This is a genomic window from Streptomyces sp. NPDC093085, assembly GCF_040683935.1.
GTDB lineage: Bacteria > Actinomycetota > Actinomycetes > Streptomycetales > Streptomycetaceae > Streptomyces.
Genome location: NZ_JBFBFB010000004.1, coordinates 181,887 through 198,233, shown reverse-complemented (window position 1 = coordinate 198,233; position 16,347 = coordinate 181,887). Strand labels below are relative to the sequence as shown.

12 protein-coding genes are annotated in these 16,347 nt (G+C 73.5%); 6 read left to right on the top strand and 6 right to left on the bottom strand.

Annotation, left to right across the window (positions count from 1 at the left end):
* Positions 1 to 90: 90 nt before the first annotated feature.
* The 3 genes from AB0O07_RS14600 to AB0O07_RS14590 form a co-directional block, all read right to left on the bottom strand.
* Positions 91 to 843, bottom strand: coding sequence for an amino acid ABC transporter ATP-binding protein (locus AB0O07_RS14600; protein WP_365633021.1), 753 nt, complete (start codon positions 841 to 843; stop codon positions 91 to 93).
* Positions 844 to 848: 5 nt separating this feature from the next.
* Complete coding sequence (locus AB0O07_RS14595) at positions 849 to 1,838, bottom strand: amino acid ABC transporter permease (protein ID WP_365631992.1); 990 nt, start codon at positions 1,836 to 1,838, stop codon at positions 849 to 851.
* 85 nt (positions 1,839 to 1,923) lie between these two features.
* A complete protein-coding gene (locus AB0O07_RS14590; RefSeq protein ID WP_365631989.1) occupies positions 1,924 to 2,877 on the bottom strand; it encodes an ABC transporter substrate-binding protein in 954 nt (317 codons plus the stop codon).
* A gap of 510 nt (positions 2,878 to 3,387) precedes the next feature.
* On the opposite strand from AB0O07_RS14590, the gene AB0O07_RS14585 reads away from it, so the two are divergent.
* The 4 genes from AB0O07_RS14585 (at position 3,388) to AB0O07_RS14570 (ending at position 10,943) form a co-directional block, all read left to right on the top strand.
* Positions 3,388 to 4,608 carry an NADP-dependent malic enzyme gene (locus AB0O07_RS14585; RefSeq protein WP_365633018.1) on the top strand — a complete coding sequence of 407 codons (1,221 nt, stop codon included), beginning with the start codon at positions 3,388 to 3,390 and terminating at the stop codon, positions 4,606 to 4,608.
* A gap of 177 nt (positions 4,609 to 4,785) precedes the next feature.
* Complete coding sequence (locus AB0O07_RS14580) at positions 4,786 to 5,742, top strand: zinc-binding dehydrogenase (RefSeq protein WP_365631986.1); 957 nt, start codon at positions 4,786 to 4,788, stop codon at positions 5,740 to 5,742.
* A gap of 252 nt (positions 5,743 to 5,994) precedes the next feature.
* Positions 5,995 to 7,947 (top strand): HSP90 family protein, encoded by a 1,953-nt coding sequence (locus AB0O07_RS14575; protein ID WP_365631983.1) that lies wholly within the window; start codon positions 5,995 to 5,997, stop codon positions 7,945 to 7,947.
* Complete coding sequence (locus AB0O07_RS14570; RefSeq protein WP_365631980.1) at positions 7,944 to 10,943, top strand: tetratricopeptide repeat protein; 3,000 nt, start codon at positions 7,944 to 7,946, stop codon at positions 10,941 to 10,943. The genes AB0O07_RS14575 and AB0O07_RS14570 overlap by 4 nt, the downstream gene beginning before the upstream one ends.
* A gap of 137 nt (positions 10,944 to 11,080) precedes the next feature.
* On the opposite strand, the gene AB0O07_RS14565 is transcribed toward AB0O07_RS14570, so the two are convergent.
* From AB0O07_RS14565 to AB0O07_RS14555, 3 genes are all read right to left on the bottom strand, one after another.
* Positions 11,081 to 12,130 (bottom strand): helix-turn-helix transcriptional regulator, encoded by a 1,050-nt coding sequence (locus tag AB0O07_RS14565; RefSeq protein ID WP_365631977.1) that lies wholly within the window; start codon positions 12,128 to 12,130, stop codon positions 11,081 to 11,083.
* A 1-nt stretch (position 12,131) separates the two neighbouring features.
* Positions 12,132 to 13,076, bottom strand: a complete 945-nt coding sequence (locus tag AB0O07_RS14560) for a hypothetical protein (RefSeq protein ID WP_365631973.1) — start codon at positions 13,074 to 13,076, stop codon at positions 12,132 to 12,134.
* A 140-nt stretch (positions 13,077 to 13,216) separates the two neighbouring features.
* A complete protein-coding gene (locus AB0O07_RS14555) occupies positions 13,217 to 13,414 on the bottom strand; it encodes a DUF6104 family protein (protein ID WP_365631970.1) in 198 nt (65 codons plus the stop codon).
* Positions 13,415 to 13,553: 139 nt separating this feature from the next.
* On the opposite strand from AB0O07_RS14555, the gene AB0O07_RS14550 reads away from it, so the two are divergent.
* Positions 13,554 to 14,120 carry a CU044_2847 family protein gene (locus AB0O07_RS14550; protein WP_365631968.1) on the top strand — a complete coding sequence of 189 codons (567 nt, stop codon included), beginning with the start codon at positions 13,554 to 13,556 and terminating at the stop codon, positions 14,118 to 14,120.
* Positions 14,117 to 16,315, top strand: a complete 2,199-nt coding sequence (locus AB0O07_RS14545; protein WP_365631965.1) for a trypsin-like peptidase domain-containing protein — start codon at positions 14,117 to 14,119, stop codon at positions 16,313 to 16,315. The genes AB0O07_RS14550 and AB0O07_RS14545 overlap by 4 nt, the downstream gene beginning before the upstream one ends.
* Positions 16,316 to 16,347 lie beyond the last annotated feature (32 nt).

Sequence of the window (16,347 nt, the reverse complement as noted above, 5' to 3'; positions counted from 1 at the left end):
GACGGAGGGAGGCGCGGGAACGGAGGGACAAGCGGGGGCGTGAGGGGGTGTCCGGCGGGTGGTGGCCGGGGCCGGCACCCCCTCTCCCCGTCAGAGGACCTTCGACAGGAATGACTTCGTCCGCTCGTGCCGCGGATCGGTCAGTACGTCGCGGGGATGCCCCGACTCGACCACCACGCCGTCGTCCATGAAGACCAGCGCGTCGCCCACCTCGCGGGCGAACCCCATCTCGTGCGTCACCACGATCATCGTCATGCCGTCCGCGGCGAGGTCCCGCATCACGTCCAGCACGTCCCCGACCAGCTCCGGGTCGAGCGCCGAGGTCGGCTCGTCGAAGAGCATCAGCTTCGGCTCCATCGCCAGCGCGCGGGCGATCGCCACCCGCTGCTGCTGGCCGCCGGAGAGCTGCGAGGGGTAGTTGGCGGCCTTGTCGGCCAGCCCCACCCGGTCCAGCAGCCGCTCGGCGCGGGCCCGGGCGACGGCCTTCGCCTCGCCCCGCACCTGCACCGGCGCCTCCATGACGTTCTCGATCGCCGTCATGTGCGGGAACAGGTTGAAGCGCTGGAAGACCATGCCGATGTCCCGGCGCTTCCTGGCGACCTCGCTGTCCTTCAGCTCGTACAGCTTGTCGCCCTTCTGCCGGTACCCCACCAGCTCGCCGTCGACGTACAGCCGCCCGGCGTTGATCTTCTCCAGGTGGTTGATGCACCGCAGGAAGGTCGACTTCCCCGAGCCCGAGGGGCCGATCAGACAGAACACCTCGCGCGGCGCCACCTCCAGGTCGATGCCCTTGAGGATGTGCGCGGCGCCGAAGGACTTGTGGACGGCCTGGGCCTGCACCATGGCGTTCATGAGGCCACCTTGGACGACGGGGAGGCGGAGGAGGTCGAAGAGGTCGAGGAGGTGCGGAAGGTCGACAGCGCGGAGACGTTCTTCCGTACCTTCTGCCACGGCGTGAGCGGCAGGCTGCGGCTGGAGCCACGCGCGTAGTACCGCTCCAGATAGAACTGCCCGATGCTGAAGACCGTGGTCAGGATCAGATACCAGGCCGCAGCGAGGAAGAGCATCTCCGCGGCGGCGCCCGAGGTCTGCCCGATGTCCAGCGCGGCGCGGAGCAGATCGGGGTACTGGACCGCCGAGACCAGCGAGGTGGTCTTCAGCATGTTGATGACCTCGTTGCCGGTCGGCGGCACGATCACCCGCATCGCCTGCGGGATGACCACCCGCCGCAGCGTCCTGCCCTGGCTCATGCCGAGCGCGTGCGCCGCCTCGCTCTGCCCCTCGTCGACCGAGAGCAGCCCGGCCCGGCAGATCTCCGCCATGTACGCGGCCTCGTTGAGGCCGAGCCCCAGCAGCGCCGTCAGGAACGGCGTCATGAACGAGGACCAGTAGTCCTTGTAGATCGGGCCGAGGTTGATGTACTGGAAGACCAGGCCCAGGTTGAACCAGACCAGGAGCTGCACATAGACCGGCGTGCCGCGGAAGAACCAGATGTAGAACCAGGCGATGGACGAGGTCACCGGGTTCTTCGACAGGCGCATCACCGAGAGGATCACGCCCAGCACCACGCCCATCACCATCGCGAGGACGGTGAGGAGCAGGGTGTGGCCCACGCCGGAGAGGATCCGGTCGTTGAAGAAGAAGTCGGGGATCGCGCCCCAGTTCACCTTCCCCTGGGAGAAGGCGTAGACGAGCAGCGCCAGCAGGGCGACGGCGACCGTGCCCGCCACGTACCGCCCGTAGTGCCGGACCGGGATGGCCTTGATCGCCTCGGGTACGGCGGCCGGCGGCGGGCCCGCCGGCTCCGGCCGGCCCGCCGTGTCGATGTCGGTAGTCACAGATGTATGCCTCTCAGCGGCCTGTTCACGCGGCTGTTCAAGCGGCTGTTCACGCGGTTGCTCACGCGCCCTGTCCGCCGTCCGCTCACGAACCGCCGTTGAGGGTGGCCTCGGTGACGGCGCCCGCGTCGGCTCCCCACTTGGTGAGGACCTTCGCGTACTCACCGTTCTTGATGATCGTGTCCATCGCCGCCTGGAGCGCGCTGGAGAGCTGCTTGTTGTCCTTGGAGACCGCGATGCCGTACGGGGCCGCCTCGACCGGCTCGCCGACGAGCTGGAAGTCGTTGCCGCCGCCCGAGGTCTTCACCGCGTACGCCGCGATCGGGGAGTCCGAGGAGCCCGCGTCCGCGCCGCCGCCGCGGAGCCGGGTCTGGGCCTGCTGGTCGTTGTCGAAGGCCTCGATGGTCAGCTTCTCGCCGGCCGGGCACTTCGCGGCCTCCTTCTTGGCGAGGTCCTGGGAGACCGTGCCGCGCTGTACGACGATCTTCTTGCCGCACAGGTCCGACCAGGTCTTGATCCCCTGGTCCTTGCCCTTGGGCGTGTAGATGGAGACCCCGGCGGTGAAGTAGTCGACGAAGTCGACGCCCTCGCCGACCTTCTTGCCGTCCTCGACGCCGTCCTGCCGGTCCTTGGTGTCGGTCATCGCGGACATGGCGATGTCGTACCGCTTGGCCCGCAGACCGGTGACCAGGGTGTCGAAGGTCGCGTTCTCGAAGGCGAACTTCACACCGAGCTGCTTGCCCATGGCGTCGGCCAGGTCCGGGTCGATCCCGACGACCTTGCCGTCCTTGTCCTTGAACTCCACCGGGGCGTACGAGATGTCCGAGCCGACCTTGATGACGCCCTTGCTCTGGATCTCCTTGGGCAGCTTGTCGAAGAGCGGCGCCTTCTCCGCCGCCGCGGAGGAGTCGCCCGAGGACCCGCTCTTCGTCTGGTCGCCACAGCCGGTCAGGAGCAGCGCGCCCGCGACCGCGATCGCGCCGGCCGCGGCCATCCGGGACTTCGCGGTGGTCGTACGACAGGTCGTGCTAGCGGTCATGATCGGGGTCCTCCGGCGGTGAGGTTGCTGCCAATGGCCGAGCACGCTTCTTCGAGTGTCGCGACCGAGTGTGATGAGTGGCATCTTGCCATTCGGACGGTCCTCCCAAGGTCGCCGGGCATGTCAAAATCGGGTAACGGGAAACCCCCTTCGCATCGCCGCCATCGACGAGGCAGCCCATCACGGCCGGACCTTCTGTCGAAACGCTTTCCTGCGGCCGTAGAATCTTCGGTCCGCATCCCTTGCCGGGTGTGAATCATGGCGCTTTCCTGATCTGTCGGGATTGGTCGGCATATCGTCGGCATCACACCGCTATGAGTCATCTCACGGCGAGGGACCGCGCACGGACACCGCCGTGGCGCGCTTGTGCGACGCGCCCGCTCCGTACGTACGTATCCCCGCATGCGTATCCATGCACGGATGCCCGTACGCACGGACACGGTGCCCGGCACTCCTCCCTGGCAGGGGAGTGCACACCCTCAACTGATGAAGACACAAGGGGTCACCCACATGGCAGCGGAGATCGTCAATCAGCGTGACAGCAGCAATACGGAGAGCCCGGAGGGCTCCCCGGAGGAGCCCTTCGACCCGGCCTTCGCGCTCCACCGGGGCGGCAAGATGGCCATCCAGGCCACGGTTCCGGTGCGGGACAAGGACGACCTGTCCCTCGCCTACACCCCCGGCGTCGCCAAGGTGTGCAGCGCCATCGCCGAGCGCCCCGAGCTGGTGCACGACTACACCTGGACCTCGCAGGTCGTCGCCGTGGTGACGGACGGCACGGCGGTCCTCGGCCTCGGCGACATCGGGCCCGCGGCCTCGCTCCCCGTGATGGAGGGCAAGGCGATCCTGTTCAAGCAGTTCGGCGGGGTGGACGCGGTGCCGCTGGCGCTCGACACCACCGACACGGACGAGATCGTCGAGACCGTCGTGCGGCTCGCGCCCTCCTTCGGCGGGGTCAACCTGGAGGACATCTCGGCGCCGCGCTGCTTCGAGATCGAGCGCCGGCTCCAGGAGCGGCTGGACATCCCGGTCTTCCACGACGACCAGCACGGCACCGCCGTCGTCACCCTCGCCGCCCTGCGCAACGCGGCGAAGCTGACCGGGCGCCCCCTCGGCGACCTGCGCGCCGTCATCTCCGGCGCGGGCGCGGCGGGCGTGGCCATCGCGAAGTTCCTGCTGGCGGCGGGGGTCGGCGATGTCGCGGTGGCCGACCGCAAGGGCATCGTCTCCACCGACCGTACGGACCTGACGGACGTCAAGCGCGAGCTGGCCGAGCTGACCAACCGCGCCGGGCTCTCCGGCACGCTGGACGCGGCGCTGGCCGGCGCGGACGTCTTCATCGGCGTCTCGGGCGGTACGGTCGCGGAGCCGGCCGTCGCCTCGATGGCGCCCGGCGCGTTCGTCTTCGCCATGGCCAACCCGACGCCCGAGGTCCACCCGGACGTCGCGCACCGGTACGCCTCGGTGGTGGCCACCGGCCGCAGCGACTACCCGAACCAGATCAACAACGTCCTCGCCTTCCCCGGCATCTTCGCCGGCGCCCTCCAGGTCCGGGCCTCCCGGATCACCGAGGGCATGAAGATCGCGGCGGCGAACGCGCTGGCCGACGTGGTGGGCGACGAACTCGCCGCCGACTACGTCATCCCGTCCCCGTTCGACGAACGGGTCGCCCCGGCCGTCACCGCCGCGGTCGCGGCGGCGGCCCGCGCCGAGGGGGTGGCGCGGCGCTGAGCGGACGCCGGTAGGCGCGGGCGTCCCCGTCGCGGGCGTCCCGTCGCGGGCGTCCGCCGAGGGCGTCCGCAGCCGTATACGAAACGCGCGCCAGGGGGCGCCGGACGGGCCGGGAACGGTCCGCCCGGCGCCCCCTCCCTGCTGCGGGACGGATGCGCCGGGCCCTATCGTCGGGGCATGTTCGCCGCCTACGCAGCCCATACGGACCCCGCCCGCCCCCTCGAAGGACTGGTGCTGGGCGACCGCCCGGACCCGGAGCCACGCCCCGGCTGGACCACCGTCACGGTCCGGGCCGCCTCCCTCAACCACCATGACCTCTGGTCGCTGCGCGGGGTCGGCCTCGCGCCGGAGAAGCTGCCGATGATCCTCGGCTGCGACGCCTCGGGGGTCGACGAGGACGGCAACGAGGTCGTCGTCCACTCCGTCATCGGCGGGGCGGGCTCCGGCTCCACCGAGCCGCGCTCGATCCTCACCGAGCACTACCAGGGCACCTTCGCCGAGCGGGTCGCCGTACCGGCCGCCAATGTGCTGCCCAAGCCCCCCGAGCTGACCTTCGAGGAGGCCGCCTGCCTGCCCACGGCGTGGCTCACCGCGTACCGCATGCTCTTCACCAACGCCGGGGTACGGCCCGGGGATTCGGTCCTCGTCCAGGGCGCGGGCGGCGGCGTCGCCACGGCGGCCGTCGTCCTCGGATCGGCGGCCGGGCTCCGGGTGTACGCGACGAGCCGCGACGCCGCGAAGCGGGCGCGGGCGGTGGCGCTGGGCGCGACGGCGGCGTACGAACCGGGCGCGCGGCTGCCGCACCGGGTGGACGCCGTCATCGAGACGGTCGGCGCGGCCACCTGGTCGCACTCGGTCAAGTCCCTGCGGCCCGGCGGCACCCTGGTCATCGCGGGCGCGACCAGCGGCGACCGCCCCGACCACGCCGAGCTGACCCGGATCTTCTTCCTGGAGCTGAAGGTGGCCGGCTCGACCATGGGCTCCCGGGACGAACTGGCCGGCCTGCTCTCGTTCTGCGCGGTCAAGGGGGTGCGCCCGGTGATCGACGAGGTGCTGCCGCTGGACCGGGCGCGGGAGGGCTTCGAGAAGATGGCGTCGGGGAGTCTCTTCGGGAAGGTGGTCCTGACGCCCTGACACCCGCGTTTCCCCCGGCGGACGCGCTCTCCTGACGCCCTGGCGCCGGGGAAACGGCGTGGGCATTGTCAGTGGGTCTCCCTAGGATGGTGGTCAATTCCGCGTCCTCCCCGGTGGCGGCGTACGGGCACCCGTGCGCCGCCACCGGGGCCAGGGCCGGGCCCATCGCGATTCGTGAGGGGGGGACCCCGCGATCGCCCGACCCCGCGCCCACGGCCGCCCGTCCGGGCCGTGCGGACGCCCCCTGTAGCCATGAGCCCTGACGCACCCGAGTCCTCCGTATCCGTACCCGACACCGACGCTGCCGGCACCGGCACCGCCGCCACCGGCACCGGCACCGGGCCCGAGGTCAACACCTTCCAGGTGGACCTGCGCGGCCTGGTCGACCTGCTCTCCCATCACCTCTACTCCAGCCCGCGCGTCTACGTACGCGAGCTGCTCCAGAACGCGGTGGACGCCGTCACCGCCCGCCTCCGGCTCGACCCGGGCGCGCCCGCGCGGATCCGGCTCACCGCCGACGGCTCCTCCGTCGTCATGGCGGACTCCGGCATCGGCCTCACCGCCGACGAGGTGCACACCCTGCTCGCCACCATCGGCCGCAGCTCCAAGCGCGACGGCCTGGAGAACGCCCGGCAGGAGTTCCTGGGCCAGTTCGGCATCGGGCTCCTCGCCTGCTTCGTCGTGGCCCGCACCATCCGGGTCGTCTCCCGGTCCGCCCGTACCCCCGAAGCGCCGCCCGTCGAGTGGCTGGCCCGCGACGACGGCTCGTACACCGTACGGACCCTGCCGCACGAGGCGCGGCCCGAGCCCGGCACCACCGTCCACCTCACGCCGCGCCCCGGCGCCGAGGAGTGGACCGAACCGGCCCGTGTCGCCGCGCTCGCCGCGGACTTCGGCTCCCTGCTGCCGTACGAGACCACCTTCACCGGGCCCGACGCCACCGGCCGGCCGCTCACCGAGCGCCCCGCCGCCTGGGACCGCCCGTATCCGACCCCCACCGCCCGGCGGGTCGCGCTCGCCGGGCACTGCGCGCGGGTCTTCGGCTTCACCCCGCTCGACTCCATCGACCTGGACCTGCCCGTCGCCGGGGTGCGCGGCGTCGCGTACGTGCTGCCCTCGGCCACCAGCCCGGCCCAGCGCGCCGCCCACCGCGTCTACCTCAAGGGCATGCTCCTCACCGAGCGGGCCGACAACCTCCTGCCCGACTGGGCGTTCTTCGTCCGGGTCGTCCTCGACACCGACACCCTGCGCCCCACCGCCTCCCGCGAGAACCTGTACGACGACGACACGCTCGCCGCCGTACGGGAGGCGCTCGGCGGCCGGATCCGGGGCTGGCTCGGCGAGCTGGCGGCGGGCGACCCCGACCGGCTCGCGGCCTTCCTCTCCGTCCACCACCTGGGCGTCAAGTCCATGGCCCGGCACGACCCGGACCTGTTCGCCCTGATGCTGCCGTGGCTGCCGTTCGAGACCAGCGACGGACAGGTCACCCTGGACGACTTCGCCCGCGCCCACCCCCGGATCCACTTCACCCGGACCGTCGAGGAGTTCCGGCAGGTCGCGCCCATCGCCGCCGCGCATGGCCTCGGTGTCGTCAACGCCGGGTACACATACGACGCCGACCTGCTCGCCCTGCTCCCCACGGTCAGGGAGGGCGTCACCGTCACCGAACTCGACGCGGGCTCCGTCACCGCCCATCTCGACCCGGTCGCGCCCGAAGCGGAGCTGGCACTCGCCTCCTTCCTCGCCACCGCGCGGACCCGGCTCGACCCGCTGGGGTGCGATGTCGCGCTGCGCTCCTTCCACCCGCTCACCGTGCCCGCGCTCTTCCTGGACGACCGGGAGGCCCGCCACGAGCGGGACCGCGCCGCCGCCGAGGAGGGCGCCGACCAGCTCTGGAGCGGCATCCTCGGCGCCCTGCGCGGCTCGGCGCCCCGGGCCAGGCTGGTGCTCAACCACAACAACCCGCTGGTCCGCCGGATCGCCGCGGTCACCGACGGCGAACTGGCCGGCACCGCCGTCGAATCGCTCTACGGGCAGGCCCTGCTGATGTCCCAGCGCCCCCTCCGCCCCGCCGACACCTCCCTGCTCAACCGGGCCTTCCTGGACCTCCTGGAGTGGGCCACCCATCCGACCGCGCCATCCGCCCCGACCGTGCCACCATCCGCCGACGCCCCGCGCGCCGCTCACGAGGAGGGCGACCAGTGACCGCCGACCTCTCCACCGAGGCGATCTACGACGCCCTCCGGGAGAACTACCACGCCCCCAACGGCCCGGTGCGGAACGCGCGCGGCGAGGAACTGGTCGCCGCCGCCGAGCGGACCGGCGACCCCGGTCTGCTCCGCAGGGCGCTCTTCGGCCTCGTCGAGGCGTACGAGTACAGCAGCGAGCGCGCCAAGATGCTGGTGCCCTTCGCCCGGCTCCTCCAGGAGTGGGACCGGGACCCGTCCGGCTTCCACGCGGGGGACACCCACACCTTCCACTGGATTTTTAAATGGGTCAGCTCCGGAATGCTGAGCCAGCCCGAGATCCCGCTCGCCACCATCGAGCACTGGCTCGCCGAGATGGCGCGGCGCTACCGCACCGCCGGTTTCTCCGAGCGCCCCGTGCGCCAGGCCGAGGCCGAGGTGGCCGAGGAGCACGGCGACCCGGAGCGGGCGGCCGGCGCGTTCACCGCGTGGCTCGCCGCCGAGCGCGACCGGATGGCCAACTGCCGCGCCTGCGAGCTCAACGACGAGGGCACCTACCGGATGCGCCGGGGCGACGACGCGAAGGCCCTGGAGACCTGGGAGCCGGTCCTCACCGGCGGGCTCTCCTGCGCCGAGGAGCCGCACCGCACGCTGGCCGAGTCGCTGCTCCCGCTGGTGCGCACCGGGCGGCTCGACGAGGCGCGCTCCCACCACCTCAAGGGATACCGGCTGGCCCGGGGGAACGAGAGCCTGCTCCCCTCGATCGGCCTCCACATCGAGTTCTGCGCGCTCACCGGCAACGAGGGGCGGGGCCTCGAAATCCTCGCGGAGCACGCCACGCACCTGGACACCCACGGCGACCCCCGGGCCCGGCTCCGGTTCATCGGGGGCGTGCTCACCCTGCTGCGCCGGCTGACGGAGCTCGGCCTCGCCGACCAGCGCGCCGTCCCCGGCGAGGTCGCGGGGGAGCGGCGGACGGTCGGCGGACTCCGCGCGCTGCTGGACGAGGACGCCGCCGGGCTCGCCGCCCGCTTCGACGCGCGCAACGGCAACGACGTGGTCTCCGCCGGGCTCGCCCGCCGGCTGGCGCGGCGACCGCTGGTGGACGCCCTGCCGCTGGGGATCAGCGCACCCCGGCTCCGCCCGGCCCCGGCGAAGCCGGCCGTGCGGGCCGTACGGGAGGACGCGGCGCCCGCCGAGACGGCGGAGCACCTCGCGGAGGAGGCACGGGCGCTCCGCTTCCGGGGCCACCCGCGCGCGGAGGCGGTCTGGGACCGGATCGCGGCCCTGGTGGCGCGGGACGGGGCGGCGGGGCCGGACGGCGCACCGGCCGGTGGCGCCCTTCCGCCGCTGCTGGCAGCGGAGTTGCTGGAGCACCGCGCCGTCCGGGCCGGGCGTGCGGGCGACGCGGAGGCCCGGGGGCTCCTCGATGAGACCGTCGCCGCCTACCGGGCGGCGGGGGACGCGGGCCGCGCCGCCTTCTGCGAGCTGCGGGTGACCATCGCCGCGGCCCAGGGCGGCGCGCCCCCCGAGGAGATACGCGGGCTGCTCGCCACCGCCGCCGGATCGGCGGAGGCGCTCGCGCCCGAGGACCCCGTGCGGACCCGCCGGATCGCGACCGTGGCGCTGACCGGGGTCCGGCTCGGCGCCCTGCTGCGGCATCAGGAGAGCGGCCACGACCCCGCCACCGCCGAGGCGGACCAGCGGCGCTTCGGCACGGAGCTGGCCGAGTTCGTCACCGCGTACACCGCGCGGGCCGCCGAGGAGCCGGACGCCGGGATCGGTGACCTGCTCGCCGAGGCCGAGAACCAGCGGGCGGGGCTGGCCTGGGACGCCGGTGACCTGGAGCGGGCCGAGTCGCACTTCGCAGCGGCCGTGCGGCACGCCCTCGACGAGGGACGCCCCTGGTCCGCCGCCGAGCCCCTCGCCCGGCGGGCCACGCTCCTCCAGGCGCTCGGCCGCCCGGAGGAGGCGGAGGCGGCGGCGCGCTCCGCCGTGGAGCACGGCGCGGAGCTGGTCGACCCGGACCAGCTCGGGCGGATCAGGCTCACCCTCGCCGACCTCCTCCACCAGGGGTACGGCAAGGAGGCCGAGGTCGCGGAGTACGCGCTCGAAGCCGCGCACTGGCTGGACGCGGCGGGCGAGTCGGCCGGGGCGGGCGCCTACGCCCGGCTGCTCCTCGCCCAGGCGTACGGCGAGACGGGCCGCGCCGCCGAGGCCGCCGAGGTGCTGGAGTCCGCCCTGCCCGACCTGCTCCGCCAGGGGGAGGGGCAGGCCGTACGGGCCAGGGACGCCCTCGGCTCGATCCTGCGGAGGCTGGGCGACCAGCGGGGGGCGGCCGAACAGTATCTGCGGGCCGCCGAGGCGACCCAGGGGTGGGAGGACCAGCGGCCGCACGCCCGGTCGGCCACCCTCGCCGCCGAGTGCCTGGCGGGCGCGGGCCTCCACGACGAGGCCGTCGCCGCGTTCCACCGGGCCGCCGAGGTGTGGCAGCGGCTCGGCGAACCGGTCGGCGCCGTACGCGCGCTGCGCTCCGTGGCCTGGCTCGAAGCCCGGGAGGGGAACGCGGAGGCCGCGAAGGAGCTGATGGCCCGGGCCCTGACGACGGTCGAGGGCGACGGCGGGGAGCTGCTGCTGGAGCGGGCCCGCTGCTGGTACCAGACCGGCGAGCTGCTGCTCGAACTCCTCGACACCGAGGACGACGACGAGTACGCCGAAGACGGCGAGGAGGCCGTGGACGGAGAGGGGGCCGCGGACGGCGAGGAGGCCGAGGTCCGCAGGGAGGCGGTGCGGCTGCTGGAGAAGGGCGCCGCCGCGCTCGCCACCCTCGGCGAGGTGTCGGAGCGGGTGGGCTGTCTGGTCCGCGCGGCCTGGGCCGAGAAGGCGCTCGGCCTCCGGGCCGAGGCGGTACGGCGGGTCAGCGCCCTGATCGAGGAGGTGTCGGCTCTCGACACCGACGAGGCCCGCGAAACGCTGCCGGGCCTGCGGAACACCCTGAAGCACCTGGAGTCCTGACCCCGGCCCCGGACCCGGACTACGGCCCGGGTCTTCGGGCCCGGATCCGGCCCTGGACCGGGACCCCGGCCCCGGACCCGGTCCTCGGACCCGGATCCCGAACTCGGCCCTGGGACCCGGATCTCGGACCCGGCTCCTCACTTCTCCGGTGGGCTCAGCAGGGCGCCGATGCGGGTCGCCGCCTTCGACAAGTGGCGGCGGGCCTCGGTCAGTTGGGCTTGGGTCACGCCGTGGTCCCGGGCCGTGTCGCGGATGTCGTCGCGGAAGCGGTCCAGCAGCCGGTCCAGGTCGCGGGCGGGGTCGCCGGTGTCGGGGGTGTCCTGGGCCCACTCCGGGGCGTCCGGGGCGTCCTGGGAGGGGGCAGGGGCCTCCTGGGGCTCGGCGGCGCTCCGGGGCCCGGGGGTCTCCTGGGGTTCGGCGGGGGGCTCGGGGGCGGGGCGGGGGGTGTGGTCCCGGCCGTAGGGGGGCCAGGCCGTGCTGGTCAGGCCGCCGAGCTGGGTGGCCAGTTCGGAGAGTCCCTCCCGGACGCCCTTGGGCCAGTCGCCCCGTACGAAGTGGGTCTGCACCTGGTCCTGGACCTGCTGGGCGATGCGCTGCATCTCCTGGCGCGCCTTCTCCTGGGCCTCCTTGGCCTGGCGGCGGGCCTGCTGGGCGTCCTCGCGGGCCCGGCGGGACTCGTCCTTCGCCCGGCGGGCCTGCTCCTTCCACTCCTGCTTGGCGCGCTTCATCTCCTCGTTGGCCTTGCGCCAGGACTCCTTCTCGCCCCGGGCGCCCGTGGAGTCCGCCGGGGCGGCCGTGGCGCGGGTGTGGGAGGCGGCGGCGCGCATCTCGTTACGGAGCCGGCCCGCCGCGCCCCGTACGTCCTCCCGGATCTCCGCGGCGAGTTCGGAGACCGACTCGCGGATCTCCAGCTCCAGATCGGCCAGTTCGGCGCCGCGCCCGGCCAGCTCCGCGCGGCCCGCCTCGGTGATCGAGTAGACCTTGCGGCCGCCCTCGGTGGCGTGCGTGACCAGCCCCTCGGCCTCCAGCTTGGCCAGCCGGGGGTAGACGGTGCCCGCCGACGGCGCGTACAGCCCCTGGAAGCGCTCCTCCAGCAGCCGGATCACCTCGTACCCGTGGCGCGGGCGTTCGTCCAGCAGCTTCAGCAGATAGAGGCGGAGGCGGCCGTGGGCGAAGACCGGGGGCATCTCAGAGCTCCTTTGCCAGGGACGGACCCGGAGTGCCGGACGGACCCGGGGCGTCGGAAGGGGCCGGGGCTTCGGAAGGGGCCGGGGCTTCGGAAGGGGCGTCCTCGGAGGGTGGCTTGCGGAGCAGGGAGATCGCGCCCGACACCGTGTTCGCCCGGAGCGTCCCCGCGCCCGCCCCCAGCCGCCCGGTGATCGTGTGGGCGCCCCACCGGCCGCCGACCCGCAGGTCCTCGAAGGCGTTGGTCACCGAGCCGCTGGCCGTGTTCGCCATCACCTCCGCGTCGGTGGGGTGCGGCAGCCGGATCGCGACCTCCCCGGAGACGGTGGTGAGGCTGATGTCCGCGGGCCGGCCCGCCGGGTCCAGGTCGAGGACCATGTCGCCGCTGACCGAGTCGGCCCGTACGGTCTGCCCGGAGCCCGCCACCACCGTCAGGCTGCCCGACACCGAGTGGTACGTCAGGGCCCCGGTGACCGCCTGCGCCTCCACGTTCCCGGAGACCGTACCGGCGCGCACCTCACCGTCCAGGCCCACCAGCGTGGTGTCGCCGCTGACCCCGTGGACCGTCGTACACCCCCGGATCCCCGTGACCACCGCCTCGGCGGCGACCACAGCGACCTCGACGTCCGTGCCGGGCGGCACCGCGAGCGAGACGACCGCGCTCCGCAGCCGCCCCTTCCGTCCCTTCCGCTCCAGCCACCCCAGCAGGCTCGTCCAGGGCAGGTCCTCGTACGCGACGGTCAGCGACTCGCCGTCACGCGTCACGATGAGCGGAGCGCCCTCGACGCCGGAGATCTCCACCCGGGTGGAGCCGGGCGCCTCGGGCACCGCCTCGTCCGTGCCCACCACGTTCACCGCGCCGTTCTCGATCCGTACGTGCACTCTGCGCACCGGGGAGTCGAGGGTGAGCGTCCGGGAACCGGCGACTTCCCATGTCGTGACTGTCACGGTGCTGACCTCCCGGGACACGGCGCGACGCAACATATCGCGTCTCTCTTGAGAACACGATATATCGCGGGTGGGGGAAGTCAAGGGCGGGTGTGGAGGCGGTCGTTCCGGGGGCTCCGCACTCCTCGTCCGCTTACTCGTTACTCATCGTCCTCGTCGTCCTCGTCGTCCTCGTCGTCCAGCCGTGCCAGCCAGGTCGCCAGTCGCTCGACCGGCACTTCGAAGTCGGGGTTGAGATCCACAAACGTGCGCAACTGTTCGGCGAGCCACTCGAAGGTGATCTCCTCCTCCCCGCGCCGTTTCTCCAGTTCCTCGATCCCGCGGTCCGTGAAATACATGGCCATCAGCCTAATCCCTGGTCATCAGGGGTAAGGGGGAGAGAACCGATCGGGCCACCTGCGTCGTCCTCCCCTATGTGCCTCGCATTGGCCCCGTACTGGCGCTAATCTGCGGGGAATTGGGGGAAATGAGGATGTCATGGGTGACGGAGAGGCCAGTGTCACGCGCATCGAAATGCCGGACGGCACGCCCGTCTGGGCCCGGATCTCGGGCGCCGAGGAGCTGACCCGGCCGGCCGGCGGCGGGCTGCGGTACTCGGACATCGGATTCGCGGACCAGGTGGCCGACCAGGTACAGGCCAGGGTCGAGAGTCTGCAAGCCGTGGTGACCAGCGTCGCGCGGTCGCTCGTCGGGCCCTTGCGCGCGGTCAGGCCCGACGAGGTCAGTGTCGAATTCGGGATCGAACTCACCGCGAAAGCGGGAAAGGTGGTCGGACTGCTGGCGGACGGCGAGGCCAACGGAGGTATCAAGGTCACCCTCACCTGGACCGGCGGCGGACCACCCGCCGATCTCACCGCGCCACCTCAGGCGGTGCCCCCGGCGCGGACGGCCGGGGACGACGGCAGCGGCGGCGCCGGGGCCGCCGGGGCCGCCGGGGACGGCAGAGGGAGCGCCGGGGACGGTGGCGGGAGCGCCGGGGGCGCGTCGACCGGCGCACCGGCGCATCCCGGCGGTTCCACGCCCCCGGCCGGGGGCGGAGCATGATCGACGGACTCGGCAGGCTCGCGCCGGGCGTTACCGAGGACACCCGGAGCGCGCTCCACGACCTCGTCATGGCGGCGACCGTGCGCATCCATCGCCCGGCGGGCGGGTATGCCCCTGAGGGGGGTCCCGGGCCGAACGGACAGGCCCATGGACAGCCTCCGGGACGCTCCTACGAGCACGCCTACACGCAGGCCTTCGACCGGACCGACGGGCAGGTTCGGGGAGCGTCCGAAGGGCAGAGCGGAAGCTTCCTGGGGAGCGGCTTCTTCATCGCCCCGAGCTGGGTTCTCACATGCGCGCACGTGGCGTTGCGGGGGGAGGGGCGGGACGTGACCGTGGTCTTCGAAACCGGTCCCCGCAGCGGCGAGACCGCCGTGGCCGGCACCGTGGTCGCCGCGCTGCCCGAGCCGCCCCCCGGCGCGCCCCGCGGGGGCCGCGAGTGGCCCGCCCCCGACCTCGCCCTCGTCCGGCTCCGCCGGCCCGTCGAGCACGCCTGTATGTACGTCACGGAGCGGCCCGCCGGGTTCTTCGGCAGCGGCGCGGTGCTCTACTCCGGCTGGACGGAGGTGGGCGGCCGGATCAAGCGGCTCAGCGGCCAGCTCACCGTCCAGGGCACCGTCGGCGCCTGGTCCGACCCGGACGAGCAGGTCCGGCTCGGCGGGGACGTGCTCGCCCCGGGCATGTCCGGCGGCCCCGCCGTCGACCTGGCCAGGGGCGAGGTGGTCGGCGTACTGAAGTCGCAGCTTCAGGCGGGCATGGGCGGAACGTCCATCGGGGTGGAGCGGCTCCGCTCGCTGCCGGTGCCCGCCGCGATGGCCCAGGGCGAGACCGACGACACGTACCAGGCGGTCTTCCACGCCCACGACCGGTACCACGCGGACCTCCAGACCAGCCGCAGGGACACCAACTGGACCTGGGCCGACATCCAGACCTCGCTGGGCGCGGGCGCCGGCCGGGCGCTCAGCCCGCAGCAGCGGATCCTGCTCCTCGGCCGGCTCGCCGAGCTGCCGCCGCCGGTCTCCACCCACAGCCTGCTCGACATCCTGGTCCGGCTGCCGGGCATGCACCGGGTGGAGCGCACCCCGGCACCCCGGAGCTGGCGGGACGGGCTCGGCGCGCTCTACGAGACACGCGGCGGCGCCGCCGCGCTCGAACTCGTCCTGCGCTACTGCATGAGCGTCCTCGCCGCCGAGCGCCCCTATGTCACGGCGGACACCGCGGCGGCCGAGGAACGGCTCTGGAACTGGGTCAACTACACGGCGGAGGACCGGCTCTCCCGCGACTTCCGCAACGAGATCGCACGGCTCTGGTCCACCGTCCGGCACCGCACCGACCGGGCCCAGCGCAAGGCGGCCCCCGCCTACGGGGCGCGCCCCCGGGTCGGCGAGCGCTCGTACGTCCTGCTGGAGCTGGAGCCGCGCGGCTGGGAGGAGGACAGCTACGACTGGCGCGTCGGTGTCGCCCGGCACAGCGGGGAGGTCGTACCGGTCAGGGAGGACAGCCGGGGCACCCCGGGGCCCGCGCTCCCGGAGCGGCTCGCCGCCTCGCTGGCCGAGGCGTTCCGGCGGAGCGACGAGCCGGACTCCCCGGCCGTCCTCCAGGTCGCCGTCGTCCACCACCAGCTCGGCCTGGAGGTCGAGAACTGGCGCACCGCGCCCGACGAACCGCCGCTCGGCGCGCTCCGTCCGGTCGTCGTACGCCCCTCCGACCGGGAGCCGCCCTTCGCCGAGGAGGAGGCGCGGGAGCACTGGACGCGGTGGACCCGTACGGCGGATCCGGCGGTACGGGCCCAGGTCGTCGACTGCGAGGACGGATTACGGGTACCCGTACCGCAGGACGGCTGGCTGCGCTCCCTGGCGTACGAGACGGTGCCGGTGCTCTGCCGGTACGCGGCCCGGCCGGACGGCGAGACCGCGGCGGGCCTCGGCCGGCTGGTGCGCGGCGGCTTCCATGTCGCCCTGCTGCGGCGGGGCGGCGGCGGGGCCGAGGCGGTCTGCGCGGAGTTCCACCGCAGGGCCGTCAACACGGTCGCCGAGGCCGCCGGGGCGGAGGAGCTGCCCCGGATCCTGATGGAGCTGCGGCGGGACGTGCACGAGGGGCGCGCGGAGGCGTTCTGGTCCGACGGCACCGCCCTCTTCTACGACGATCCGCTCCATCCCCTGCCGGGATACGGCCAGTTGCTGGAGGCGCCGTGAACCGGCCGGCCCGGACGGGCGCATGGACCGGC